Annotated in this window: 19 protein-coding genes; all 19 read right to left on the bottom strand. The window is 67.1% G+C overall.

Annotated elements, in window-relative coordinates; all coding sequences use genetic code 11:
* Positions 1–47: 47 nt before the first annotated feature.
* A complete protein-coding gene (locus tag MMSP_RS29800; RefSeq protein WP_020786728.1) occupies positions 48–3,581 on the bottom strand; it encodes a hypothetical protein in 3,534 nt (1,177 codons plus the stop codon).
* On the bottom strand, positions 3,578–5,329 hold the full coding sequence (locus tag MMSP_RS28365) for a PE family protein (protein ID WP_235065728.1): 1,752 nt from the start codon (positions 5,327–5,329) through the stop codon (positions 3,578–3,580). The genes MMSP_RS29800 and MMSP_RS28365 overlap by 4 nt, the downstream gene beginning before the upstream one ends.
* Positions 5,330–5,772: 443 nt before the next feature.
* A complete protein-coding gene (gene proB / locus MMSP_RS11405) occupies positions 5,773–6,879 on the bottom strand; it encodes a glutamate 5-kinase (protein ID WP_011741438.1) in 1,107 nt (368 codons plus the stop codon).
* Complete coding sequence (obgE, locus tag MMSP_RS11400; RefSeq protein ID WP_020725983.1) at positions 6,879–8,318, bottom strand: GTPase ObgE; 1,440 nt, start codon at positions 8,316–8,318, stop codon at positions 6,879–6,881. The genes proB and obgE overlap by 1 nt, the downstream gene beginning before the upstream one ends.
* Before the next feature lie 103 nt (positions 8,319–8,421).
* Complete coding sequence (rpmA, locus tag MMSP_RS11395) at positions 8,422–8,688, bottom strand: 50S ribosomal protein L27 (RefSeq protein ID WP_015356542.1); 267 nt, start codon at positions 8,686–8,688, stop codon at positions 8,422–8,424.
* A 17-nt stretch (positions 8,689–8,705) separates the two neighbouring features.
* Entirely contained in the window at positions 8,706–9,017 is a 312-nt protein-coding gene (rplU, locus tag MMSP_RS11390; protein WP_011741441.1) for a 50S ribosomal protein L21, read from the bottom strand.
* Between the two features lie 272 nt (positions 9,018–9,289).
* On the bottom strand, positions 9,290–12,316 hold the full coding sequence (locus MMSP_RS11385) for an Rne/Rng family ribonuclease (RefSeq protein ID WP_020786726.1): 3,027 nt from the start codon (positions 12,314–12,316) through the stop codon (positions 9,290–9,292).
* Between the two features lie 326 nt (positions 12,317–12,642).
* Positions 12,643–13,053: a nucleoside-diphosphate kinase gene (gene ndk, locus MMSP_RS11380; RefSeq protein WP_012395377.1), complete on the bottom strand. Its 411-nt coding sequence runs from the start codon at positions 13,051–13,053 to the stop codon at positions 12,643–12,645.
* Between the two features lie 63 nt (positions 13,054–13,116).
* Positions 13,117–13,521, bottom strand: a complete 405-nt coding sequence (locus MMSP_RS11375) for a DUF4233 domain-containing protein (RefSeq protein ID WP_036426438.1) — start codon at positions 13,519–13,521, stop codon at positions 13,117–13,119.
* Positions 13,518–14,972 (bottom strand): folylpolyglutamate synthase/dihydrofolate synthase family protein, encoded by a 1,455-nt coding sequence (locus tag MMSP_RS11370; RefSeq protein WP_020786724.1) that lies wholly within the window; start codon positions 14,970–14,972, stop codon positions 13,518–13,520. Before MMSP_RS11370 ends, MMSP_RS11375 begins: the two co-directional genes overlap by 4 nt.
* Positions 14,969–17,629: a valine--tRNA ligase gene (locus MMSP_RS11365; protein ID WP_020786723.1), complete on the bottom strand. Its 2,661-nt coding sequence runs from the start codon at positions 17,627–17,629 to the stop codon at positions 14,969–14,971. The genes MMSP_RS11370 and MMSP_RS11365 overlap by 4 nt, the downstream gene beginning before the upstream one ends.
* Positions 17,630–17,703: 74 nt before the next feature.
* Positions 17,704–18,327 carry a LysM peptidoglycan-binding domain-containing protein gene (locus MMSP_RS11360; protein WP_011741447.1) on the bottom strand — a complete coding sequence of 208 codons (624 nt, stop codon included), beginning with the start codon at positions 18,325–18,327 and terminating at the stop codon, positions 17,704–17,706.
* 83 nt (positions 18,328–18,410) lie between these two features.
* Positions 18,411–19,007, bottom strand: a complete 597-nt coding sequence (locus MMSP_RS11355; protein ID WP_020786722.1) for a DUF937 domain-containing protein — start codon at positions 19,005–19,007, stop codon at positions 18,411–18,413.
* A gap of 107 nt (positions 19,008–19,114) precedes the next feature.
* Entirely contained in the window at positions 19,115–20,371 is a 1,257-nt protein-coding gene (locus MMSP_RS11350) for a trans-acting enoyl reductase family protein (protein ID WP_020786721.1), read from the bottom strand.
* Between the two features lie 166 nt (positions 20,372–20,537).
* Positions 20,538–20,762: a transglycosylase family protein gene (locus MMSP_RS29795; protein ID WP_036426437.1), complete on the bottom strand. Its 225-nt coding sequence runs from the start codon at positions 20,760–20,762 to the stop codon at positions 20,538–20,540.
* Between the two features lie 85 nt (positions 20,763–20,847).
* The gene (locus tag MMSP_RS29565) at positions 20,848–21,183 is read right to left on the bottom strand and encodes a hypothetical protein (RefSeq protein ID WP_036426436.1); all 336 of its coding nucleotides are present in this window, start codon (positions 21,181–21,183) and stop codon (positions 20,848–20,850) included.
* 1,166 nt (positions 21,184–22,349) lie between these two features.
* A complete protein-coding gene (gene mobA, locus MMSP_RS11335; RefSeq protein ID WP_015356549.1) occupies positions 22,350–22,955 on the bottom strand; it encodes a molybdenum cofactor guanylyltransferase in 606 nt (201 codons plus the stop codon).
* Position 22,956: 1 nt separating this feature from the next.
* On the bottom strand, positions 22,957–24,048 hold the full coding sequence (locus MMSP_RS11330) for a 2-oxoacid:ferredoxin oxidoreductase subunit beta (RefSeq protein WP_020726006.1): 1,092 nt from the start codon (positions 24,046–24,048) through the stop codon (positions 22,957–22,959).
* A 48-nt stretch (positions 24,049–24,096) separates the two neighbouring features.
* Positions 24,097–26,058, bottom strand: coding sequence for a 2-oxoacid:acceptor oxidoreductase subunit alpha (locus MMSP_RS11325; protein ID WP_020786717.1), 1,962 nt, complete (start codon positions 26,056–26,058; stop codon positions 24,097–24,099).
* Positions 26,059–26,233: the final 175 nt, after the last annotated feature.

The raw sequence follows: 26,233 nt of genomic DNA, 5'->3' as shown, positions 1-26,233 counted from the left end.
ACCTCGGCAGGCAGGTCGCTGATCTGAGCGAAGGCATTCCGGTGCGATTAGTGTGCGCCGGTTCCGCCGGATCCGCCTGCGCCGCCGAGGCCGCCGTCGACCAGCGCCGGCCCGGTCGGCCCGCCGCCGGTCACGCCACCATGGCCTGCTCCGCCAATCCCGACAAGTTCGGTATCGACGAACCGGTCACCGCCAGCGCCGCCCGTGCCACCGGTGCCGCCGGTGCCGCCGGTGCCGCCGCTGCTGCCGCCGAACGGAGGGACGGGCGGGGATCCGTCACCGCCGTTGCCACCTTGGCCGCCCTTGCCGCCCTGGCCGCCCTGGCCGCCCTGGCCGCCCTGGCCGCCCTGGCCGCCCTGGCCGCCCTGGCCGCCAGGAGCATCCCAGCCGTCACCACCGTCACCGCCGTTGCCGCCTACCCCGCCGTTGCCGGCACCACCAATACCCTGGGCATCAACTCCGCTACCACCCTGGCCGCCAGTGCCGCCGCCGCCACCTATGCCCCCGAAGCCCATACCGCCGTCACCGCCGGCGCCACCGGTACCCACGCTGGAGTAGCCACCTCTGCCACCGGTTCCTCCCGAGCCACCAAAGGCCCCGTTGCCGCCGTCGCCGCCGGCGCCGCCGGTACCGGGTGCGTTGAAACCAGTGGCATTTCCGCCGATGCCACCGTTTCCGCCTGAGCCGCCGTTGCCGAAAGTGCCGAGCTCGCCGGCCGCGCCCGTACTTGATCCGTCCCCACTCAGGCCGCCTTGACCGCCAAGCCCGCCCGGGCCCCCACCTCCGCCGTCACCGCCCTTGCCGCCATTCTGTGGCGGACCAGAGATGCTCCCGTCAGCTCCTTTACCACCATTGTCTCCCCAGGCCCCGAGGCCGCCGGTACCCCCCTGTCCGCCGTCGCCGCCGGCCCCGGTGGCACCGTCAGTGAACCCCGCGGCGTGAGCCTGACCACCGACGCCGCCGGTACCACCGGCACCTCCGACACCACCAAAGCCGCCGTAGCCGCCATAGCCGCCGTTAGCGCCGCTGCCAGAAGCCATGTCTGCTCCATGCGCACCATCGCCACCGGTACCGCCCATGCCACCGGTACCGCCGGACCCGCCGAGGCCACCGTTGCCGCCTTTGGCACCGCCGTCGCCACCGGCCCCGCCGACACCACCGGTCGCGCCAGCCCCGCCCCTATCGCCGTCCGCGGACAATGTGGCACCGCTGTCCCCGACGGTGCCCTTCCCGCCGGTTCCACCATCACCGCCGTTTCCGCCATTGCCGTAGAGTCCGCCGTCGCCACCGGCCCCGCCGGCACCACCTTTGACGCCGATAGCGCCACTGCCGCCGTCTCCGCCGTCACCGCCGTTACCACCGGTGGTTACGCCGGACCCGGCTTTGCCGTTTCCGCCAGATGTGGGACCGGCGCCGGCCTGGCCACCGGCCCCGGCGTTACCGGGGTCACCCCCATGTCCGCCGTCACCACCACGCTCACCGGAGCCCGCTACCGCGTTGGCGCCGTCACCGCCGTCCCCGCCGATTCCGGCGGTCCCACCGTCCCCGCCAGCACCACCAACGCCCTGCGTTCCATCGGAGTAACCCGCGGCTTGGGCCTGACCGCCCTGTCCACCGGCACCGCCAGCTCCGCCGGTCCCACCATTTCCGCCCTTACCGCCGGACCCGCCATCGATATCGGCCCCGGTGATCCCGTTCGCACCATTTCTGCCGGTACCGCCGGTACCCCCGGTACCCCCGTCTCCACCGCTACCGCCATCACCGCCGTGACCGGCCAACGCGCCCCCGCTGCCACCGGCACCGCCCTGACCGCCAGTGCCGCCAGTTCCTCCGGTTCCGCCCGCGCTACCTGCCACAGGGCCGGTGGAGCCGACCTGGCCCTTGCCGCCGTTCCCGCCGTCACCACCGTCGCCGCCATTGCCGTAGAGCCCGCCGTCACCACCGGACCCGCCGGCACCGCCGTTCACGCCGGTAGCGCCGTCGCCGCCGTTGCCGCCGGCCTTCCCGGAGCCAACGTCCGCGTTTGCGCCGTGGCCGCCGTTGCCGGCGTTCCCGCCGGTCCCGCCCACGCCGCCCGCGCCGCCGACGCCCTGGGTGCCGTCCGCGAATCCCGCGGCCTGAGCCTGGCCGCCTAGGCCGCCGACACCACCGGTCCCGCCGGTACCACCGTCACCGCCGTTGCCGCCGTTGCCGCCGTTGCCGCCGTTGCCGCCGTTGCCGCCGTTGCCGCCGTTGCCGCCGTCACCACCGTTTGCGGAGGAGAAAATGCCAGAGGTACCGGTACCACCGCTACCACCGGTGCCGCCGGTACCACCGACACCACCGGTACCACCGTCACCGCCGTGGCCGGCCAAGGCACCACCCTTGCCCCCGGCGCCACCGTCACCACCGGTCAACCCGGTGTGGCCATCACCACCGTTGCCGCCTCCGATGGTGGTGCTGCCGTTGAAGCCGATGCCCCCGGTGCCCCCGGTGCCTCCGGTGCCTCCGGTGCCTCCGGTGCCATACAACCCGCCGTCACCGCCGACCCCGCCGGCACCACCTTTCACACCTTGAAAACCGCTGCCGCCGCTGCCGCCGTCACCGCCGTTACCGCCGGTGGTCGGGCTGAACCCATCCGCGCCGTGGGCCCCGTCAGTGGAGCCGGCTCCGCCGGTGCCACCGGCGCCACCGGCACCGTTGTCGCCACCATGCCCACCGTTACCCCCGGCCGCACCCGAGAACGCCGCCGCGTCGGCACCCTTACCACCGTCACCAGCGACACCGCCGGATCCGCCCTCACCACCGGCCCCGCCGACACCCTCGGTGCCGTCGGCGAATCCCGCGGCCTGAGCCTTACCGCCGGCACCACCGTCACCACCGGCCCCGCCGACACCACCCTTGCCCCCACTGCCACCGTCACCGCCATGAAGGTTGCCCCCGGTCACACCCTCAGCGCCGGTAGCACCAAGCCCGCCCGCACCACCGGTCGCGCCGACACCACCGACCCCACCGGCGCCACCGTGACCGCCCAGGGCACCACCCATGCCACCGACCCCGCCCATGCCGCCAGCCCCGCCATCACCGCCGTTCTCCCCGGATGCGCCAGCCGCGGTGGCATCCGCCCCCTGGCCACCGACTACGCCATCACCGCCGTCCCCACCGGCGCCGCCATTGCCATACAACCCGCCATCACCGCCGGCACCACCGGCACCCCCGGCAGACGCGGCTGGACCGGAGGCGCCGTTTCCACCGTCACCGCCGTTGCCGCCGGTGATGGGGCTGAACCCATCCGCCCCGGTGGCACCGACGGTGGAGCCGGCTCCGCCGGTACCACCGGCGCCACCGGCACCGTTATCGCCACCATGCCCACCGTTACCCCCGGCCGCACCCGAGAACGCCGCCGCGTCGGCACCCTTACCACCGTCACCAGCGACACCGCCGGATCCGCCCTCACCACCGGCCCCGCCGACACCCTCGGTGCCGTCGGCGAATCCCGCGACCTGAGCCTTACCGCCGGCGCCACCGTCACCACCGGCCCCGCCGACACCACCCTTGCCCCCACTGCCACCGTCACCGCCATGAAGGTTGCCCCCGGTCACACCCTCAGCGCCGGTAGCACCAAGCCCGCCGGACCCGCCGGCCGCGCCGACACCACCGGACCCGCCTGCGCCACCGTGACCGCCCAGGGCACCACCCATGCCACCGGCCCCGCCCATGCCGCCGTTCTCGCCTGATCCGCCAGCCGCGGTGGCATCCGCCCCCCGCCACCGGCCACACCATCACCGCCGTCCCCACCGGCGCCGCCATTGCCATACAACCCGCCATCACCGCCGGCACCACCCGCCCCACCGGCAACCCCGGCAGACGCGGCTGGACCGGAGGCACCGTTTCCACCGCCACCGCCGTTACCACCAGTGATGGGACTGAACCCATCCGCCCCGTGGGCACCGACGGTGGAGCCGGCTCCGCCGGTGCCACCGGCGCCACCGTCACCCTGCCCGCCCAGGAACCGCAAAAAGCCGCCCTGCCCGCCAGAACCGCCCGCCCCGCCGGCACCACCAACGCCGCCACTGCCGCCATTGCCGCCGTTGCTCCCGGGCGCGATCCCGGCAGCCCCGGCCCCGCCCGCGCCACCGGCGCCACCAACACCTCCGAGGCCACCCGCCCCGCCGGAGCCGATCAGCCAACCACCGAGCCCGCCGGCACCACCGTTGCCGGCACTGCCGCCCTCACCACCCGCCTCACCAACACCGCCTGCCAGACCGACAGCACCGTCGCCACCCGCGCCGCCGTGACCGCCCAACCCCCACAGCCCGACAGCAGAGCCACCGGCGCCCCCGTCACCGCCGCTACCGGCGACCGCGCCGGTTCCGCCGGCCCCGCCAGCGCCACCGCTACCGAACAGCCGTCCGCCATCGCCGCCACCGCCACCGGCCCCACCATCGCCAGAGTCCGAATTGACTCCGCCGATACCGCCAGCCCAGCCCCGACCCCACAACCCGCCATGACCGCCATCGCCACCGGCCCCAGCACTACCGGAGCCGGAACTGTCACCACCGGCACCGCCGGTGCCGCCGATGCCGAATAAACCGCCGTTTCCGCCGGACCCGCCGGCACCCCCGTTTAGACCAAGCCCCTGTCCCCCGGCACCACCGGACCCGCCAGCACCCAGCAACCAGGCCCGCCCGCCGGCACCTCCAACACCCCCGTTGACCGGGCCCGCACCGCCAACTCCCCCGGTTCCACCGTTGCCGTACAGCCATCCGCCGGCGCCGCCGGCCCCACCGACACCGCCGGTACCGGAAGCCCCGGCCTGCCCCCCGGCCCCACCGGCACCGCCATGGCCGAGCAACCCCGCCGACCCGCCGGCGCCACCGGATTGACAGACCGCGCCGGAGCCGCCGGCGCCGCCGTTACCCCACAGAATTCCGCCAGCCCCACCGGCTTGCCCGGTCCCCGCCACCCCATCGGCGCCATTGCCGATCAGCGGCCGCCCAAACCAGTTCTGGCTGGGTGCATTCACCAAACCCAGCACGTCTTGCTCCACGGCCTGCAACCACGAGACGCTGGCCGACTCGCTAGCCGCGTAGCTGTTGCTCCCCGCGGTCAACAGCGCGACAAAGCGCTCATTGAGGGCCGAGATCCGGGTGCTAATGGCCTGATATTCCTGGGCATGGGTGCCGAACAAGGCCGCGATCGCGACCGACACCTCATCGGCACCGGCGGCCAGCACCGTCGTCGTGGCGCCCGCCGCCGCTGCGTTGACCGCATCGATCGACGAACCAATGCGCGCCAAATCCGAAGCCGCCGTCGCCACTACCTCGGGCGCCACGCTCACGAATGACATCAAGACCTCCGTCATCTCCGACGAGGCCCCACGATAGCCGGACAGACCGAGCACCGCCGGTGCAGCGAAATCACCATAGAAAGTTGAAAACCTCACGGCCCCAAGCCCTCACACAAAAATCTCAGCGCAAGGCCTCTACCTGTGGACATAGGCCGATCACTCGGCGATAGTCGTCTCATCACTAAGAAGATTGGTCACAACGGCTCGGCGTCGCTTCCGAAGCGGAACCAACGATTCCCGCCGATTCGGCGAGCGAGCGGAGCGGCCATCGCCCGGGTTGAGTCGCTCGCAACGGACTTGCCGCTGGCGATCTGGCCGGAACCCGAATCCCGCGCCTTTCAAAGCCCTTGACGCCGAAACACCGTCGACATCAGCAACGGCCCGTCACGGAACCACTGGGGCGGTCGTCGAGCCTCCCGGCTCGGCGGCCGGCGCCACCTCGCTCACACCGCGACAAGGTCGTCGGCGTGGACCGCGGGCCGGCGCAGCTCACCGGGTAACTCTGAGGTGGACCGGCCCATCATGGCGGCCAACTCCGTCGCGTCATAGGCAACCACACCGCGGGCCACCATCGTCGCGTCGGGCCCACACAGATCAACGACATCGCCGCCAAAGAACTTGCCCGCCACTGCCGTGATGCCCGCCGGCAGCAACGAGCGCCGATGCCCGACGACGGCCCGCACAGCACCTTCGTCGAGGGTCAGCGATCCGGCGGACTCGGCCGCATAGCGTACCCAGAATCGGCGGGCCGACATGCGTTCGGACCGCGCGGCGAAGACGGTGCCCACCGACGCATCGGTGAGTGCGGCCGCCGCATCCGCCGCAGGAGCGAGCAACACCGGAACTCCGGCATCCGCGGCCAGCAGCGCCGACGACATTTTCGACGCCATGCCGCCGGTGCCCAGGTGGCTGCCTTGTCCGGCGACTACTCCATCGAGGTCGGCCGGACCGGACACCTCGGGAATGAATCTGGCGTTCTGGAATTTTCGTGGATCGGCATCGTAGAGGCCGTCGATGTCGGACAGCAGCACCAAGGCGTCCGCACCTACTAGGTGCGCTACCAGCGCCGAAAGCCGATCGTTGTCGCCGAAGCGAATCTCGTTGGTAGCAACCGTATCGTTCTCGTTGACGATTCCCACCGCATGCAGTGCCCGCAGCCGGTCCAGTGTGCGCTGGGCATTGGTGTGCTGCACCCGCATCGCAATGTCGTGTGCCGTCAACAACACCTGCCCTACCGTGCGGCCGTAGCGGGCGAAGGCGGCACTCCACGAGTTCACCAACGCCACCTGACCGACGCTGGCCGCCGCCTGCTTTGTCGCCAGGTCCTTTGGCCGACGTGATAGTCCGAGCGGTTCGATGCCGGCAGCGATCGCCCCCGAAGACACGATGACGACGTCGGTACCGGCCTTCATCCGCGACTCGATCGCGTCGGCCAGTTCAGCCAGCCTGCCGGCGTCGAACACCCCCGATGGCGTGGTCAGTGCCGTCGTCCCAACCTTGACCACGACACTGCGGGCGGTGCGAATGGCTTCGCGGTGCGGGCTGCCCATCAATCGTCATCGCGTTCACGACGTTGGCGGCGGGCAGCCTTGCGCTCGGCCGCACCGACGCGGTCGCTGCGTTCCAGCCGCACATCGGTACCCCGACCGGACATTGCGACGTGACCACCCGCGGGCGTTTGCGGCTCCCAGTCGAAAGTCATCTCACCGATGGTGACCGCGCACCCCGGCTTTGCCCCCAACCGCAGCAGCTCCTCCTCGACCCCCAGCCGCGCCAGGCGGTCGGCCAGGTAGCCGACGGCCTCGTCGTTGTCGAAGTTGGTCTGGCCGATCCAACGCTCGGGTCGAGCGCCGGTCACCACGAAGCCCCCGTGTCCGTCCGCCTGCACGTCGAAGCCGCTGTCATCGACCGGAACCGGGCGGATCACCGGCCGTCGCGGCGCGGCTTGCGGCCGAGCCGCGTTGTACTCCGAGACCATCTGCCACAGCCCGAAGATCAACGGCTGCAAGTTTTCCCGGGTGACCGTGGATACGAGAAATACCGGCCAGCCGCGTTGCGCGAGCTCGTCCTCAACGAACTCGGCAAGCTCGCGGGCCTCGGGCACATCGATCTTGTTGAGCACCACCGCACGTGGCCGCTCGGCCAGGTCGTCGAGCACCGCATCGCCCTGCAGCGTGGGTTGGTAGGCCGCCAATTCGGCCTCCAGCGCGTCGATGTCGGAAATAGGGTCCCGGCCCGGTTCAGCGGTGGCGCAGTCCACGACATGTACCAGCACCGCGCAGCGCTCGATGTGCCGCAGAAAGTCCAGCCCCAGCCCCCGGCCCTGTGAGGCGCCCGGAATCAGACCGGGAACGTCGGCGACGGTGAATGAGTGACCACCGGCAGCGACCACGCCGAGGTTGGGAACCAGGGTGGTGAAGGGATAGTCGGCGATCTTGGGCTTGGCCGCCGAGATGACCGACACCAGCGAGGATTTTCCGGCGGAGGGGAATCCAACCAGCCCCACATCGGCGACGGTCTTGAGTTCTAGGGTGAGGTCACGGGCCTGTCCCGGCTCACCAAGCAGGGCAAAGCCTGGCGCCTTGCGCGCCCGCGACGCCAGCGCTGCGTTGCCCAGCCCGCCGCGACCACCCGCGGCGGCTTCAAAGCGGGTGCCGGCTCCCACCAGGTCGGCAAGCAGCCGGCCGTTGTCGTCGAGTACGACGGTGCCGTCGGGAACTTTGACTTCCAAGTCTGCACCGGCAGCGCCGTCCCGGTTGCTGCCCATGCCCTGTTTGCCTGACGCCGCGGTGACGTGCGGGCGGAAATGGAAGTCGAGCAGGGTATGCACTTGTGGATCTACCACAAAGACGACGCTGCCGCCGCGCCCGCCGTTACCGCCGTCGGGACCACCGAGCGGCTTGAATTTCTCACGATGAACCGAGGCGCAGCCATTACCGCCGGAACCCGCTCGGGTGTGAATGACGACCCGATCGACGAACCGAGGCATCGGGCTTCCTTACATATCCTTTCCCGGACGAAATCTACGTTTTGCAGACTTTGTGCGAGAACTCAGCTGCAAAACGTCGATCTCGACCTGGAGGCGGACGCGACTAGGCGTCCTGTGTGGCCGGCTCCACGATGTTGATTGTCTTGCGTCCACGCTTGATGCCGAACTCGACCGCACCGGCCGCCTTGGCGAACAACGTGTCATCACCGCCGCGTCCGACATTCACACCGGGGTGGAACTTGGTACCGCGCTGGCGAACCAGGATTTCGCCGGCCTTGACGACCTGGCCGCCGAACCGCTTGACCCCCAGCCGCTGTGCGGCGGAATCACGACCGTTGCGCGAGCTGGACGCGCCCTTTTTGTGTGCCATGTGTCTGGTCTCCGCTACTACTTGATGCCAGTGACTTTAAGGACCGTCAACTGCTGACGGTGACCCTGCCGCTTGTGGTAGCCGGTCTTGTTCTTGAACTTGTGGATCCGGATCTTGGGGCCCTTGACGTGCTCCAGCACCTCGCCGGTCACCGCGACCTTGGCAAGGGCGTCGGCATCGGAGGTGACGGCGGCACCGTCAACGACCAGGGCGACCGGCAGCGATACCTTCGCACCGGGCTCAGATTCGAGCTTCTCGACCTTGACCACGTCTCCCACGGCAACCTTGTACTGTTTGCCGCCGGTCTTGACGATTGCGTAGGTCGCCATCGTGGGTGCACCTCTACTCGTTGTTGTGCTTGCTTCTCGTGGGCACGCGCAAAGACTGCTTACGCGTGCTGGTCTGGTTTGGGGACTTCATCTGTCCCGCTGTCACCGGCCGAGACGTCAACGCTCGGCAAACGCCTGATGACAACTTTCCGAGGGTACGTGACCAGCGGCTACAGGGTCAAACTGGCTCCTGGCGTCCAGCGGGTTGGTGCGTTGAACCTGTCACCAGCCCTCCCATAGCCCTATCACCAGGTCTTTCACTCGCCCTGTCATCAGCCCAGATGGATGGGCGGACCGCCCGCGCCGGCCGCACGCCGCCGGCGCGGGCGCTCGGCAATCGTGGTGACCTCGAGGGCTGCGGGACGGCCAGCAGCCGGCTCTGTGAGTTCGCTCTCACCATCCTCGTCGTCGCTATCCGAATCGTCGTCATCCAGCTCGTCATCCAGGTCGTCGTCGTCTTCGTCGAGGTCGTCGTCGTCGTCGAGATCGTCCTCGTCGAGGTCGTCGTCGAGTTCGTCGTCGTCTTCGGTGTCTTCGTCCCCGTCGACGTCCTCGTCGGTGTCTTCGTCCTCATCGGCGTCAACGTCGGTGTCGTTGGTCTCGTCGGTGTCGTCGTCCTCGTCCGAGTCGTCCGAGTCGTCATCAAAATCGTCGGTCTCGTCGGTCTCGTCGGTCTCGTCGGACCCGTCGGTCTCTTCGGACTCTTCGGTCTCGCCGAGATCAAGGGCCACCTGAACCGCGGTTTGGTCGTCGACCGCGGCGGTCAACTCCTCGCCGGACTCCTCGACTTCCCCGTCACCGTGCTCGGCCTCCGATGACGAACTCGCGGCCATGGCTTTGAACATCGGGTGTTCGCCCGGAGCGTGGGTGGGAACCTTGGCCACGGCCTCCTTCTCGCTGGGCTCTTCGGCGCGGTTCTTCTTCGATCGGCGGTTCCGCCGACCACCCGAGTCAGCTTTACGTCCAGTCGTCGGCGCCGAATCCACCGGGTCGGCATGCAGCAGAATCCCACGGCCGCTGCAGTGCGGACAGGAGGTTGAGAAGGCTTCGATCAGCCCGGTCCCCAACCGCTTGCGAGTCAGTTGGACCAGACCCAGCGAAGTCACTTCCGACACCTGGTGACGGGTCCGGTCGCGGGCCAACGCCTCGGTCAGCCGGCGCAGCACCAGGTCACGGTTGGACTCCAGCACCATATCGATGAAGTCGATCACCACGATGCCACCGATGTCGCGCAGCCGCAGCTGGCGCACGATCTCCTCGGCGGCCTCCAGGTTGTTCTTGGTCACCGTCTGCTCGAGGTTTCCGCCGGAACCGGTGAACTTGCCGGTATTGACGTCGACCACCGTCATCGCTTCGGTCCGGTCGATCACCAGAGTGCCGCCCGAGGGCAGCCACACCTTGCGATCCATTGCCTTGGCCAGTTGCTCGTCGATGCGATGCACCGCAAAGACATCCGGCCCGACCTGCCCCTCCGACCCGACGGCCGGTTCGTACTTGCTCAGCTTGGAAACCAAATCAGGGGCAACAGAGCTCACGTACTCGTTGATGGTGTCCCACGCGTCGTCCCCGGATACGACCAGCCCGGCGAAGTCTTCGTTGAACAGATCCCGGATGACCTTGACCAGCACGTCGGGCTCTTCGTAGAGCGCTACCGCGGCGCCCGCGGCCTTCTGTTTGATCTCGACGGCCTTGGCCTCGATCTGGTTCCAGCGCTCCTGCAGCCGGGTGACGTCCGCACGGATGTCGTCCTCTTTGACACCCTCGGACGCGGTTCGAATGATCACGCCGGCGTCGGAGGGCACCACCTCACGCAGGATTTCCTTGAGCCGCTGACGTTCGGTGTCGGGCAGCTTGCGGCTGATCCCGGTCGATGACGCACCCGGCACGTACACCAGATAGCGGCCCGCCAGCGATACCTGTGTCGTCAGTCGGGCACCCTTGTGGCCGACCGGGTCCTTGCTGACCTGCACAACGATGTAGTCGCCTGGCTTGAGAGCCTGTTCGATCTTGCGGTCGGCCCCGCCGAGGCCCGCCGCGTCCCAGTTGACTTCACCGGCGTAGAGCACGCCGTTGCGGCCACGACCGATATACACGAATGCCGCCTCCATCGAAGGCAGCACGTTCTGCACGATCCCCAGGTAGATGTTGCCCACCAGGGAGGCAGAAGCAGCCGAGGTCACAAAGTGCTCAACGACGATGCCGTCTTCAAGCACCGCGATCTGGGTGTAACGCGAGCCCGGGTGGGGCGGCTCGGTGCGAACCCGGTCGCGCACCACCATCACCCGCTCGACCGCCTCGCGACGAGCCAAGAACTCGGCCTCACTCAACACCGGTGGGCGGCGCCGTCCGGCGTCACGCCCGTCGCGGCGGCGCTGCCGCTTGGCTTCCAGCCGTGTCGAGCCGTCTATGCCCTTGACCTCGTTGCCACCGGAATCGTCACCGCTATCCGAGTTGCCCGACTTGCCGCCGGAGCGGGGGGCACGCTCGTGTACGACCGTGTTGGGCGGGTCATCCGGGGCCGGACCCTCGTCGCCGTCATCACCAGCACCCGACTTGCGGCGCCGGCGCCGGCGCCGACGCCGGCTGGCGCCGTCGGCCGAACCGTTGTCGTCGTCGCCGTTGTCCGACTCTTCGGAGTCAGCGCCGTCTTGCGCCTCGCTGTCGTCCGATGACGTGGAGTTGCCCCCCGTCTTCTGCGGGGAATCGTCACCATCGTCGCCGGGTTGGTCCTGACCGTCGTTTGCGCCCTGCTCGCCGCGCCCGCGGCCGCGCCCGCGCCGACCCCGGCGGCGGCGCCGGTTGGCCGGCCGGTCGGCCTGCTCTTCGTCATCGTCACCTTCGTCGCCCGACTCGTCATCGGCATCGTCGCCAGCGACGGGCTCCGAAATCGGCTGGGGTGCGACAAACAGCGGCATGTAGTGCGGCCGCTCCACCCAGGTCTCGACGACCTGCACCGTCTCCTGGGTTTCCAGCATCAGGCGCGATTCGGGCTCGGCGGGTTCGCCGGGCGCATCGGGCACCTCAGCGGCCACGGCGTCAGGAGCTTGCTGGCCCTCCTCGGCCTGGCCCTCCTCGGCAGGTTGCTCGGCCAGCAGGTCGCGCACCCGGACCGCATCGACGCGGTCCACACTGGAATGGGCGCTGCGAATCCGCCCATCGAGCGCACTCAACGCATCCAGCACCCGACGGCTACTGGTTCCCAGCGTTCGCGCCAGTGAGTGAACTCTCAGGCGGTCCGGCAGGTCCTCACGCTGTGTCGGCTCGTTTTCCGGGTCTGAAGATGGGGCACCGTCTACCACGTATTCTCCTCAAGCCCCCGGGCGCGTCTAATCGACGCGGCCACGCGAGGGCTTCACTGTGTGCCCGGGTCACTTCTCCCGGGCTTGTGATGGTCTCGCTCCGAGCAGCTCCGAACGAACCCACTCGGCGCCGTACTGAATGACGGCTTGACACGCCGCGCCGCATCACGGGAACGCGATCGTCGCGCTTGTCGAAGTCTTCATCCGGGTGTCCGACGCTGGTACAGCGACGTTCACCCGAAGTCAGTATCCCATACCACCGGAGCGAGTCACCCTCGCCTGAGCAACCCGGTCCAAAACCAGCCCGCAAGCCCCGCGTCGCGGAGCTAGGCGCTGGGAAACCAGAGTGCGATCTCGCGCTGCGCGGATTCGGCCGAATCCGAGCCGTGCACCAAGTTGAACTGGGTTTCCAGGCCGAAGTCACCCCGGATGGTGCCCGGCGTGGCCTTCTCGACCGGATCGGTACCACCGGCGAGTTGGCGAAACGCCGCGATGGCTCGCGGTCCCTCCACGATCGCCGCTACCACCGGCGCCGAGGTGATGAACTCCAGCAACGAGCCGAAGAACGGCTTGCCCTCATGTTCGGCGTAGTGCTGGCTGGCCAGCTCCTCGGTCACGTTCCTGAGCTCTAGCGCCGCGATAGCGAGGCCTTTGCGCTCGATGCGGCTGATGATCTCGCCCACCAGTTGGCGCTGCACACCGTCTGGCTTGATCAGTACGAGGGTCCGTTCGGTCACGGGGGCTAACAGTAGATGGCCCGATTCTGCGGCCTAAACCTGGATGCCCCTAGGCCGGTCAGATCAGCGCGACGGCGGAGGCCCCTGGCGCTCTCGACGCCTGACCTCGGCACGGAAGTACGCCATCATGGCCCATACCGCGCCGAACACCACACCCAAAAACCCGACGGCCGGGTAAACGAAAACGCCGGCGATAGGCACCAGCTGAATGCCCAGGTTCGCCCAGATCGCCCACGGCCTGCGCTGCACGCTGGCCAGCAACACCAGCGTCACGGCAAGCCCAATGAGGTAACCCAGCGACGCCGGAGTCAGCCCGCCGCCGACCGCACCCACCACCGGGATGGCCAACAGCACCACGATCGCCTCGAGGATAAGTGTCGCTGCCATCACCGAGCCGAAGCTCTTCCATGGGTCTGACTGTGGTGCCGGATCCCCGTGATTTGCCGGCTCTTGCGGCTGCCCGGTCATTGCGGATCACGACCGAACAAGGCGCGGGCGGCCCCGGCAGTGACCACCGAACCGGTAATGACGATCCCGGTTCCCGACAGTGAGCCCCCCTGCGCTTCCCAGTCGATCGCGGATTCATCGACCAGCGCGGTTGCCGCGTCGACGGCATCACGCAGGTTCTCTGCGGTGATCACCCGGTCGGGGCCGAAGTATTGCTCCGCCGCCAGGGCCAGTGACGCGACATCCAACGCCCGTGGCGAACCATTGTGGGTCACCACGATGGAGTCGAATGCGGGTTCGAGTGCGGCCAGAATGCCATTCACGTCCTTGTCTGCCATCACGGCGACCACCCCAACCAGGCTGCGGAAGTCGAACTCTGCGACCAGCGACTGCGCCAGCGCCGCCGCCCCGGCCGGATTGTGGGCGGCATCGATAAAGACCGTCGGTGAGCTGCGCAGGCGCTCCAACCTGCCGGGGCTGGTGACCGCGGCGAAACCAGCACGCACCGCGTCGACATCGAGCTGACGCTGGGCGCCGGCACCGAAGAACGCCTCCACTGCCGCCAGCGCCACCACCGCGTTATGCGCTTGATGTTCACCGTGCAGCGGCAGGTAGATGTCGGAGTAGACCCCACCGAGGCCCTGCAACTGAAGCAGCTGCCCGCCTACCGCCACCTGGCGGCCCAGCACGGCGAACTCGGAGTCCTCTCGCGCGACGGCGGCGTCGGCGCGAACCGCCTGGGCCAGCAGCACCTCCATGGCCTCAGGGAGCTGACGCCCGATGACAGCGACCGTGTCAGGGGAACCGTCGGCGGCTTTGTGGATGATGCCGGCCTTTTCACCGGCGATAGACGCGATGTCATCACCGAGGTAGTCGACGTGATCAATGCTGATCGGGGTGATCACCGCGACCGGCGCGTTGATCACGTTGGTGGCATCCCACCGTCCTCCCAGACCGACCTCGACCACCGCGACATCGACCGGCGCGTCCGCGAACGCGGCGAACGCCATCGCGGTGAGCACCTCGAATTTGCTCATTGCCGCCCCGCCTGCGGCCTGCGACTGTTGGTCGATCATTTGCACGAACGGCTCGATCTCGCGGTAGGTCTGGACGTATTGAGCCGGGGTGATCGGCTTTCCATCGATCGATATCCGTTCCACCGCCGACTGCAGATGTGGGCTGGTGGTCCTGCCGGTGCGTTGATGCAGCGCGGTGATTAGCGCGTCAACCATGCGCGCCACCGACGTCTTGCCGTTGGTGCCCCCGATGTGGATCGACGGGTAGCTCAGCTGTGGTGAACCAAGCAGGTCCATCAGCGCACTGATCCGCGTCAGGCTCGGCTCGATGCGGGTTTCCGGCCAGCGCTGGTCCAGCAGGTGCTCGACCTGCAGCAGAGACGCGAGTTCGTCCGGGGTCGGTTCGGCGTCACTCCCTTGAGCTAACCCTGTCCAGTCAGGTGGATCGAAACTCATTGCAGCGCTGCCAACCTGGTCGTGATCCGGTCGCTTTCCTCCTGCGCCAAACGTTGGCGATCGCGGATCTTGCCGACGACGGCCTCGGGCGCCTTGGCCAGGAAATCGGCGTTTGCCAATTTGGCCGCGGTCGATACCAATTCCTTTTCGGCTGCGGCCAAGTCCTTTTCGAGACGCCGCCGCTCGGCAGCCACGTCGATGGTGCCCGAGGTATCGAGCTCGACAACAACCGTGTGGTTCATGCTCGGGCCGAGCCGAACCTCCAGCGAGACCGACGGCGCAAAGCCTTCACCCGGCGCGGTAAGCCACGCCAGTGAGGTGACGGCAGCAACCTGAGCACCCAAATCGGATTCCTCGACACCGATCAGCCGAGCGGGCACCTTTTGCCGGTCGGCCAGCCCTTGGTCACTGCGGAAACGCCGGATCTCGGTGACCAGATTCTGCATATCACTGATCCGCTGCGCGGCAACCGGATCCAGGGTGATTCCGGAGGGCTGCGGCCAGTCGGCGATCACCAGCGATTCCTGCCCGGTCAGCGCCTGCCACAACGCCTCGGTGATGAACGGGATGACGGGGTGCAACAACCGCAACAGTGTGTCCAGCCCCGCCGCCAGCACCGCGGTGGTAGCCGAAAGGCCCTCGGCGAGCTGGGTTTTGGCCAGCTCGACGTACCAGTCGCAGAATTCGTCCCACGCGAAGTGGTAGAGCGCCTCGCAGGCCCGGCTGAATTCGTAACTGTCGAAGGCCGAATCAACTTCGGCCCTAACCTCTTCGAGCCGCCCCAGGATCCAGCGGTCGGCATCGGTCAGCTCCCCCAGCGGGGGCAGCGGGGCCAGCGCGGCACCGTTGAGCAGCGCGTAACGGGTCGCGTTGAACAACTTGGTACCGAAGTTTCGTGACGCCCGGACCGCGTCCTCGCCCACTGCCAGGTCACTGTCGGGGCTCGCACCACGGGCCAGAGTGAAGCGCAATGCGTCGGCACCGAACGTGTCGATCCAATCCAGTGGGTCGATGACGTTGCCTTTGGACTTACTCATCTTCCGGCCGAACTCGTCGCGGATCAGGCCATGCAGAAAAACGTCGGTGAACGGCACCTGGGCGCCACGGCGGCCGTCCAGGGTGATCACCTCGTCTCCGCCGACGAAGGTGCCGAACATCATCATCCTGGCCACCCAGAAGAACAAGATGTCATATCCGGTGACCAAAACACTTGTGGGATAGAACTTTTCCAGCTCTGGAGTCAGTTCGGGCCAGCCCAGTGTGGAAAACGGCCACAGCGCCGAGGAGAACCAGGTGTCCAGGACATCGGAGTCCTGTTCCCACCCCTGCGGCGGCGTCTCGTCCGGACCGACGCACACCTTCTCCCCGTCGGGGCCGTACCAAATCGGAATGCGGTGACCCCACCACAATTGTCTCGAGATGCACCAGTCGTGCATGTCGTCGACCCAGGCGAACCAGCGTGGCTCCAGGCTTGCGGGGTGGATCACGGTGTCCCCATTGCGCACCGCATCACCCGCGGCCTTGGCCAGCGACTCCACCCGCACCCACCACTGCAACGAAAGCCGTGGCTCGATTGGCTCTCCACTGCGATCGGAATGCCCGACGCTGTGCAAGTAGGGACGTTTCTCCTCGACGACGCGCCCCTGGGCCGCGAGCGCCTCACGCACCGCGACCCGGGCTTCGAATCGGTCCATGCCGTCGAATTGCGTTCCGGTGTCCACGATCCGGCCCTTGGTATCCAGAATCGAAGGCATGGGCAATTGGTGGCGCATTCCGATCTCGAAGTCGTTCGGGTCGTGTGCCGGGGTGACTTTGACCGCACCCGTGCCGAATTCGGGATCCACGTGCCCATCGGCGACGATGATCAGCTGCCGGTCCACGAATGGGTGCGCCAAGGTGGTGCCGACCAGGTGGCGGTAGCGCTCATCGTCCGGGTGGACGGCGATCGCGGTATCGCCCAACATTGTTTCGACCCGGGTGGTGGCCACCACGATGTGGGGTTGGGAGTCCTCTAGTGAGCCGTACCGGAACGACACCAGCTCACCCTCCACCTCGAGGTAGTTCACCTCGAGGTCGGATATCGCCGTCTGCAGCACCGGCGACCAGTTGACCAACCGCTCGGCCTGATAGATCAGCCCGGCATCGTAGAGCCGCTTGAAGATCGTTCGCACCGCCCGCGACAGGCCCTCGTCCATGGTGAACCGGTCACGGCTCCAGTCCACCCCGTCACCGAGCCGGCGCATCTGGCCGCCGATCGCGCCGCCCGACTCGCGCTTCCAGTCCCAGACCTTGTCGACGAACAGCTCGCGACCGAAGTCTTCCTTGGTCTTACCGTCGGCCGCGAGCTGCTTTTCCACTACGGTCTGGGTCGCGATGCCGGCATGGTCCATTCCCGGCTGCCACAGCACCTCATAGCCCTGCATCCGCTTGCGGCGGGTCAGGGCATCCATCATGGTGTGTTCCAGCGCATGGCCCATGTGCAGGCTGCCGGTCACGTTGGGCGGCGGCAACACAATCGAGTACGGCGGTTTCGAGCTGGTCGGATCGGCGACGAAGTAGCCGGCATCCGCCCACTTCTGATAGATGTCGCCTTCCATCGCAGCTGGATCCCACGACTTGGGCAGCTGGTCGGCGGCAGAATCGGCGCTGGCGGTCACCGGTCAATTCTAGGAATAGCGCTCGGGCGGCCTGTAGGCACCCAAAACCTCAGGTGCACGCCGTTTAGCCGCGATCAGGGAATCGTGAGCACCTCGCCGGGGTGGATCAAGTCGGGATTGGCCACACCGCTGGCCTCGGCAATCACCTGATACTTGCTGCCGTCGCCGTAGAAGCGCTCCGCGATGGCCCACAGGGTGTCACCGGAGACCACGGTGTAGGTCCGCGGCGCGGGCTCGGCAGCAGGCTCCGGTGGCGCCGGTTCGGCGACCGCTGCCGCGACGGCCTCCGGGGTGGTGTCGACGCGCTGAGCCGTATCCGAGGCAGTGGCTTCGGCCGCGGCGGTGGGCTCGGGCGGCGGCGGGGCGTCGGTCTCGGTATGCGTCGACCAGGCCGGTCCGTCAGCGGCATAGAGCACCAGATTGCGATCGTCTTGCAGCACCAGCCGGACGTTCTTCTTGCCTTTGGTGTCGGTGTGCCAGACCGGTTTGTCCGCCGTGTACACCACAAAGTTGCCGTCGCGCTGCACCTCGGCGCGCACCACCTGCTGGCCGTTGGTGGCGCTCGCCCACAGCGGGGTGCCGCGGGAGGCCAACACGAGATTGCCGTCGTCTTGCAAGGTCAGGGTGTAAGCCCCGTTCTTGGAAACCAGTGACTCCCCCGGCACCAGCTGCTGTCCTTCGGTCAGTGTGTCCGACATTGGCAATACCCCTCTCGTTACTTATCTTGAATCGGCTCGCGGTGGTCGAGCGAAACGGCAGCTACGCCGGCCGCCGACTGGCGCTACTTCTTACCGCCCAGTGGGCCGCCCAGAATGTCACCCAGGGCGCCGCCTTTGCCTCCCAGCACACTGCCGAGAATGCTCCCCAGGGACTTGTCAACGGATCCGCCCCCGAGGATGCTGCCCAGCACCTCGCCTAGCCCTCCGCGGGAGGCTGACTCGGAGTTCTGCTGCGATCCTTCCCCCGAGCCTAGCTGATTTCCGATGTAGGCCAACACAATCGGGAGCACGATCGGCAACAGCTGCTTGAGCAGATCGCGGTTGCCGGCGCCGCCCTTGGCCAACGCCGATGCGACTTGCTCGGCGTCGTTGCCACCGAAAAGTGTCGCAATCGTCTGATGTCCGTCGCCCCGGTCCGCCGCATCAAGGTTGTGATCCAGACCCCCGCCGGCGTCGAGCAGGCCCCGGGCCGCCTGACGGTTGGCGGCAGATTCGATCCTGCTGGCATGGTCGGGATCTTGCGAAGTCTGGTGCAGACCGCTGACCAGCACCGGCACCGGCACGTGAACCGCGCTGTCAACCTCGCCCTGGTCGACGCCTAGCCGACTGGCGATTTCCGAGGTAGGTATCCGAGCGTAAAGATCGTCGAGACCGGCCATCGATGCCACCTCTTTTGCGGCTCATTGGGTGCGCTGTGAACTTCTGTGGACCACTTTCGACACTAGACCGCCGCGCTCTTCACCGAAAGCCGTTGCGGCAGACCAGTTCAAGTTAACCGTTCGGTAGCCAGCGCGACACCCGCGGCCGGTAAGCGCGCTAGCAACGCGTCACCCATCGCGGCCGCCGGGGTGAGCACGCCATGCAGGCCCGAAAGCTGGTCACGATCGAAGGCCAGTGCCAGACCGCACTCCCCCAGCAACACCGACGTCGCTTTGTACCCGGGATCACCGTCCTGCCCCATCCGTGCCACGTACCTATCACCCGAGGTCGTCGTGGTGTAGGTCTCGATGCGGTAGTAGCCGCGCTCCCGAGTTGCGGCGCTGGGGCCGGTGCCGGGTTTGGGAGCGATGCGCTCCACCAACCGTTGTGGCAGCAACCGGAAGTAGCGGCTGCCCAAGCCCGTCATCGCGTTGCCAACACCGCTGATCATGGCCGAGGCCACTGGCGCCACCGCCGACGAGCCCAGGCTCATGTGTTCGGTGTACTGGAACCGCTTGCCGTACGCCCAATCCAGCAGCGCGTTGCTGCGCCGCACGATGCGGGTGTTGGTGGGCGCCATCATGAATCCTGCCGTCCACAGCCCGGTCAGTTCTGGAGCGATTCGTCCACCACGACGCCAGGGCAGATCGGGCTGCGGTCCAAGTTCCGGCTCGGCGGCGCGGTCGGTGCTCAGCGTGTAGGGGTCGGTGAACTGGCGACGCAGATCGGGGTCGGCGGAGACGGCACGCAAAATTTTCAGCATCGACGCGACCGTGCCGCCCGATACCCCGCCGGCGAACGAACGGACGACGAAGTCGGTGCGACCCAGCTCACCGGCACCGTCGTCGCGGACGGCACGGTAGAGGGCGTACACGGTGAGGTCCGATGGAATCGAATCGAAGCCACAGGCGTGCACGATCCGGGCCCCGGTGTCGGCGACCTGTTTGTGATACAGGTCGATGCTTTCGCGCACGAACGGCGGCTCGCCGGTCAGATCGGCATAGTCGGTGCCGGCAGCCGCGCACGCGGCCACCAGGGGCAGGCCATAGCGCATGTACGGCCCAACCGTGGTGACGACCACCCGGGTGCGGGCGGCCATCTCCTTGAGTGTCGCCGGTGCGCCGGCGTCGGCGCTGACCACGGGCCAGGACTGTGCGGCCTCTCCCAGCGTCTGACGGACCGCCAACAATCGGTCGGTCGACCGGCCGGCCAGCGCGATTCGCGCGTCGCCGCCGGCCCGGGCCAGGTATTGCGCGGTCAGCTTGCCGACGAAGCCGGTCGCTCCGTAGAGGATGATGTCGAATTCACGCGGCGTCTCGCTCACCGACCCGACGCTACCGCGCGGTCAGGGGTTAGTGAGCAGACGAGGGCCAGTGGCGCCCGGATTCACACCTGATAGGGCCGGGCTGGACCCGGTAAGACCCCAAACAAGGTGAGAGTGCCGGGCCCGAAGGCCCGACACTCTCATCAAAAGTCCAGCGTGGCGTCGGCTAGCCGCGTCGGCCGCAGACCGGCCACGCGCCGATGCCCTGGCTGCGCAGCACGTTCTCGGCCACTCGGATCTGCTCTTCACGGCTCGCACCGGCGGCCGATCCCGCGCCGCCGTTGGCCCGCCAGGTGCTCGCGGTGAACTGCAGGCCACCGGAGTAGCCGTTGCCGGTGTTGATGCCCCAGTTACCGCCGGATTCGCACTGTGCGATGGCGTCCCAGTTCACGGTGTAGACCTTGGGAGCGGGCGGCGGGGCAACGTCCGACGCCGGCGGCTCGAAAGCGACTGGTTCCGGAGCTGGCGGAACATCCTCAGGGGCCGGCGGCGCGAAGGCGTCCGGGGCCGGCGGTGCATCCTCCGGAGCGGGACCGTCCGGCATGTCGACCGGCGCGATCATGGCCGTCGGGGGCCGGCGGTGCGTCCTGCGGGGCCGGCGGTGCCTCCTCCGGAGCGGGGGCCTCCGGCATGTCGACCGGCGCGATAAAGGCACCCGGGGCCGCAGGCAGGTTGGGGTCAAAGCCCGTCGTGTCGGCACCGACCGCATTCGGGTCCAGGCCGTCGTCGGCGTTGGCGGTGGCGGCGGTGGGCACAGTCACGAGCGTCCCTGTGATCGCCGCGACGATGAGCGTCTTGCGAACGTTCTTCAAGATTGTTCCTTTCGCGGTGCGCGCGCCAAAGCCAGCCAGCCCACGAGACGTGGGTTGGTTGCGATGTCCAGTTAGGAATTGCTGCTTTGAGACGTGCCGTCTCGTTTCGGCACGACAGCGGAGGGCCTGATCTGCCCGGCGGGCCTTGCCCGACCGCAGCGGCGGCTATACGAAACTCGTGCCGCCCGCAGCTCCGCTCACACGCGGGTCCGTGGATTCAATTTTGTTCATTACTGTTGCCCGGTTTTTTGGGCTACGGGGACCGTACGATAACGATTTGGATTCGCCATCTCCGCCACGCCGATATTTCAGTTCTATAACGCGCGAATCACGGCCGGATACCAGAAATGTTCCCGCTGGTCAGGCGCAAGTTTGTGGCAATACACGAGCATTGCCGGTTTGAGCGCCTTCGTGAACCGAATCACGCACATTTTGTGAGCTGAGACACGAGTTTGCCCATCAACAACTCGGCCGGCGCACTAGGCACCCACAGCGCGGCCGCCGTGACCCAGGTCATAACCACGGACAAAGGCGAGTTGGACCACATTCAGCTGCAGTTCGTAGAAGTCTGCTGTCAAACAACTGAACATCAAGTGTCACAGTGTCGTTCACCGCGATGGACGAGCAGTGGCGGCTGACGGAGCAAAGAGTCACCGCAGGGACGAATATCGCTGCAGGACAGAGCTTTTACCTCCGCCACACCGAGACGACCCTAACTCCACGAAGCAAACCCCAGGCTGCGCGACAAGAGCCGGGCAGGCCCCCGCATCGGCACGAAGATTGCGATGTTTTCGAATTTGCCGCAATACGGTCGCCAGCTCCCACCCAGGGCAGCGCCGGACCAATAGGAAGGCTCCCCGGCTAAAACGGAATCGACCGTAGGTACTAAATACCCTGTACGGCAACGCAATACGTTCTAGCGGCGCCGGTAGCCGCTCCGACCAGGGAACGCCGGAGCCCTGCCGCTCCGACCGTTCAAGATCCGGGGGAAACCAATAACGGGATAGGCCGCGACAAATAACGATGCGAATCGACGAACACTAAAGAAGAGAAATATTCGGAGACCCATTCCAAATCGAACGGAAATGAAATCAGCGAGACAAATCTAGAAAAGCAGTCATAACCACCGGTGCACGCAGGCCACCCAGCGACCGATACGGCAAGGGTCAGTGTCCGGGCCGCACCGGTGCGGGCAGGTCCGCGGCAGTGTTGACATTGGCCAACGGCGCAGAGTCCGACATCACGATCCGTTGCGTATCCGAACGGTCGGCCAGAGCGCTCATCTTGCGCTCGCCCGAGGCGACGAGCGCGTCGACCCGCTCGGCGAGATCGGTCCGGTATATCGCCGCCAGATAGTGGCTGCGGCCGTCCCACGGCAGCACCACCTCGGCGTCGGTCTCAATAGCGCTGCGCACCAGATCATCGATCAGATCCACCGTCAGCCCGGGCATGTCGACGGCACACACAAAGGCAAACCGAGCGCCGGCCTCCGCGGCCGCACGCAGGCCACGTCCGGTCGCCGGCAGCGGTCCCAACCCGCGCAATTCGTCGCGCAGCACAGGAACCTGCAGGGGCGGTAGTGGCTGCCCCTGGGCCGCCATCACAAAGACGGGCTCGCAGCGTTGCCCGACAATGCCGAGCACGTGCTCGACCATTGTCGTGCTGCCACCGGGCAGCACCAGTGTGGCTTTGTCACGTCCCATTCGCCGGGATTCTCCCCCGGCTAGGACGACCCCTGCCAACGACACGGCGTCCGACTCGCGTCCGGCCATTTCAGGAAACGGTCCAGGTGTCGCGGCCACGCAGCAGCGACTGCAGCGCCGCCGAATCCGAAGGCGTCGACTCCCGAGCGGCACTGATCTGGGAGCGAGCCGCGTCGTCGTAGGCCGGTCTGCTGATGCTTCGGAAGATACCCAACACCGTGTGTTCGAGGTTTTGATCGGACAGCCGCGACAGTGCGAAGGCGTAGGCCGCGTCATCGGCGTGGGCATCATGCACCACGATCTCGTCGACGGCGACGTCGGCGGTCTTGGCCACGTCGAGGCCGAAGCCGGATCGCACCACGCAGTATTCCCCGTTGGCGCCGAACACGATTGGTTCGCCGTGGTGGACGTTGATGACCCGCTCTTCGGAACCCTCCTTGCGCAGCGCGTCGAAGGAGCCGTCGTTGAAAATCGGGCAATCCTGCAGGATCTCGACCAACGCAGCGCCACGATGCTCGGTGGCGGCGCGCAGCACTTCAGAAAGCCCCGCACGATCGGAGTCCAGCGCGCGGCCGACGAACGTGGCCTCGGCCCCCAACGCCAATGACACCGGGTTGAACGGGGTGTCCAGCGAACCCATCGGCGTCGACTTGGTCACCTTGCCGACCTCCGACGTCGGCGAGTACTGGCCCTTGGTCAGCCCGTAGATCCGATTATTGAACAGCAGGATCGTGATGTTGACATTGCGCCGCAGCGCGTGGATCAAGTGGTTGCCCCCGATCGAAAGGGCATCGCCGTCACCGGTGACCACCCAAACCGAGAGGTCTTCGCGGGCCAGCGCGAGACCGGTCGCAATTGCCGGAGCGCGCCCGTGGATCGAGTGGAAGCCATAGGTCTCGAGGTAGTACGGGAAGCGGCTAGAGCAGCCGATCCCGCTGATGAACACGATGTTCTCGCGACGCAACCCCAGCTCCGGCAGGAAATTGCGGATGGTGTTGAGAATGACGTAGTCGCCACAGCCGGGGCACCAGCGGACCTCCTGGTCGCTGGTGAAATCTTTGCCCTTCTGTGGCTGGTCGGTGGTGGGCACTCCGGTGTTCTTGGACAAAACAGGCGTTACACCCAGGTTTGTGCCAGCCAGATTGCCGATCACGCTAGTCATGAGCGCCGCTCCTCCTCATCGCCTCGCTCTGCGTCGTCGCGGCACGGGTCATGCGCCTACTCCCGCTTCAACCGTGGCCGCCGACAACTTGGCGACCATCATCTTGTCTTGCTCGAGTTCGCCCAGTCTGCCGGCCAGCGCGGCCCGGATGAAGCGCCCCACCTCGTCGGCCAGGAACGAGACACCCTTGACCTTGGTGACTGACTGCACGTCGACCAAATACTTCCCACGCAGCACCAACGCCAGCTGACCCAGGTTCATTTCCGGAGCCACCACCTGCGGGTAACGTCGCAACACCTCGCCCAGATTCGCCGGGAAGGGGTTGAGGTAGCGCAGATGAGCATGCGCCACTTTGGTCCCACGCCGCCTCGCCCGCCGGCACGCTTCGCCGATGGGCCCGTAGGAACTGCCCCACCCGATGATCAGCAGCTCGGCATCACCGGTCGGATCGTCGACTTCGAGATCGGGAACACTGATCCCCTCGATCTTGGCCTGCCGCAACCGCACCATCAGGTCGTGGTTGGTCGGCTCATACGAGATGGCGCCCGTTCCATTGGCCGCCTCTAGTCCGCCGATACGGTGTTCCAGTCCGGGAGTGCCGGGCACGGCAAACTGGCGCGCCAGGGTTTCCGGGTCGCGGGCGTAGGGCTGGAAGGGCTCGTCGGGCTTGGCGAAGGTGTGCTTGATCGGCGCCAGATCGGCGACGTTCGGGATGCGCCATGGTTCCGATCCGTTGGCGATCGCACCGTCGGACAACAGGATCACCGGCGTGTGATACGACACCGCAATCCGCACCGCCTCGAGAGCGGTCTCAAAGCAGTCGGCAGGCGACCGCGGCGCCAGCACCGCCAATGGCGACTCACCGTTGCGGCCGTATAGGGCCTGCAGCAGGTCAGCCTGCTCGGTCTTGGTGGGCAGACCGGTCGACGGCCCTCCCCGCTGCACATCGATGACGATCAGCGGCAGCTCGGTCATCACGCCGAGCCCGAGCGCCTCCGACTTGAGTGAAATGCCGGGTCCCGATGTGCTGGTGACGCCCAACGCGCCCCCATAAGCGGCGCCAAGTGCGGCACAGATGCCACCGATCTCATCTTCGGCCTGGAAGGTGGTCACGTTGAAGTTCTTGTGCTTGGACAGCTCGTGCAGGATGTCCGACGCCGGCGTGATGGGATAGCTGCCCAGCGCCACGGGGAGGCCGGCCAGCTGCCCGGCCGCGACGATGCCGTAAGCCAGCGCGGTGTTCCCGGAGATCTGCCGGTAGTCGCCGGGCGGAAGCTTCGCCGGGGGTACTTCGTAGGTGGTGCCGAAAGCCTCGGTGGTTTCGCCGAAATTCCAGCCCGCCTTCAGGGCCAACACATTGGCTTCAGCGATCTCGGGCTTGCGGGCGAACTTCTCCCTGATGAACGTCTCGCTGGTCTGTATCGGCCGCCCATACATCCAGGACACCAGGCCCAGCGCGAACATGTTCTTGGCCCGCTGCCCGTCCTTCTTCGATGCGCCGATCGCTTCGACGGCTCCCAGCGTCAGCGTGGTCATCGGGACGGAGTGGACGACGTATTCCTCGAGCTCGTCAGACTCCAGCGGGTTCGTTACGTACCCCACCTTGGTCAGATTGCGCTTGGTGAACTCGTCCGAGTTGGCGATCACCATCCCGCCCAGCGGCAGGTCGCCGATATTGGCCTTCAGCGCGGCCGGATTCATCGCCACCAGCACGTCGGGCCGGTCACCGGCGGTCAGGATGTCGTAGTCGGCAATCTGAATCTGAAAAGACGAAACCCCGGGAAGCGTGCCTGCGGGGGCCCGGATCTCGGCGGGGTAGTTCGGCTGGGTCGCCAAGTCATTGCCGAAAAGCGCGGCCTCCGACGTGAATCGGTCGCCGGTCAGCTGCATGCCGTCGCCGGAGTCCCCGGCGAAACGGATAACCACATTCTCCAGGCGCTGCCGGTCAGGCCCGCCATGGGTCGCCGCGGTATGAGACTCTGGTCCGGCTTCGCTGCCGTTCGGATCCACGTCTCCGCCCTTCCGTCTAACTGGGGACAGGCACTCCGCGCCAAATCTCTAGATTACGCGTCGTCGGAGTGGCTCCCCGCCCTCACGATTTTGTGTCACTGGCAGTACCGATTATGGCACTTACATAAGGAGTGTATGGCAACCTCATGTCACCTCCCTAAGGGGACAATGACGC

Source organism: Mycobacterium sp. 012931, assembly GCF_000419295.1.
In the GTDB taxonomy this organism is placed as follows: Bacteria; Actinomycetota; Actinomycetes; order Mycobacteriales; family Mycobacteriaceae; genus Mycobacterium; species Mycobacterium marinum.
This window is presented reverse-complemented; position numbering and strand designations above follow the sequence as displayed.

Excerpts from the sequence above, each read along its gene's own strand:
- MMSP_RS28365 (WP_235065728.1), bottom strand. The coding sequence starts at position 5,329 with ATGTCATTCGTGAGCGTGGCGCCCGAGGTAGTGGCGACGGCGGCTTCG.
- proB (WP_011741438.1), bottom strand. The coding sequence starts at position 6,879 with ATGGGCAGCCCGCACCGCGAAGCCATTCGCACCGCCCGCAGTGTCGTG.
- obgE (WP_020725983.1), bottom strand. The coding sequence starts at position 8,318 with ATGCCTCGGTTCGTCGATCGGGTCGTCATTCACACCCGAGCGGGTTCC.
- rpmA (WP_015356542.1), bottom strand. The coding sequence starts at position 8,688 with ATGGCACACAAAAAGGGCGCGTCCAGCTCGCGCAACGGTCGTGATTCC.
- rplU (WP_011741441.1), bottom strand. The coding sequence starts at position 9,017 with ATGGCGACCTACGCAATCGTCAAGACCGGCGGCAAACAGTACAAGGTT.
- MMSP_RS11375 (WP_036426438.1), bottom strand. The coding sequence starts at position 13,521 with ATGACCGGGCAGCCGCAAGAGCCGGCAAATCACGGGGATCCGGCACCA.
- MMSP_RS11370 (WP_020786724.1), bottom strand. The coding sequence starts at position 14,972 with ATGAGTTTCGATCCACCTGACTGGACAGGGTTAGCTCAAGGGAGTGAC.
- MMSP_RS11360 (WP_011741447.1), bottom strand. The coding sequence starts at position 18,327 with ATGTCGGACACACTGACCGAAGGACAGCAGCTGGTGCCGGGGGAGTCA.
- MMSP_RS11355 (WP_020786722.1), bottom strand. The coding sequence starts at position 19,007 with ATGGCCGGTCTCGACGATCTTTACGCTCGGATACCTACCTCGGAAATC.
- mobA (WP_015356549.1), bottom strand. The coding sequence starts at position 22,955 with ATGGCCGGACGCGAGTCGGACGCCGTGTCGTTGGCAGGGGTCGTCCTA.
- MMSP_RS11330 (WP_020726006.1), bottom strand. The coding sequence starts at position 24,048 with ATGACTAGCGTGATCGGCAATCTGGCTGGCACAAACCTGGGTGTAACG.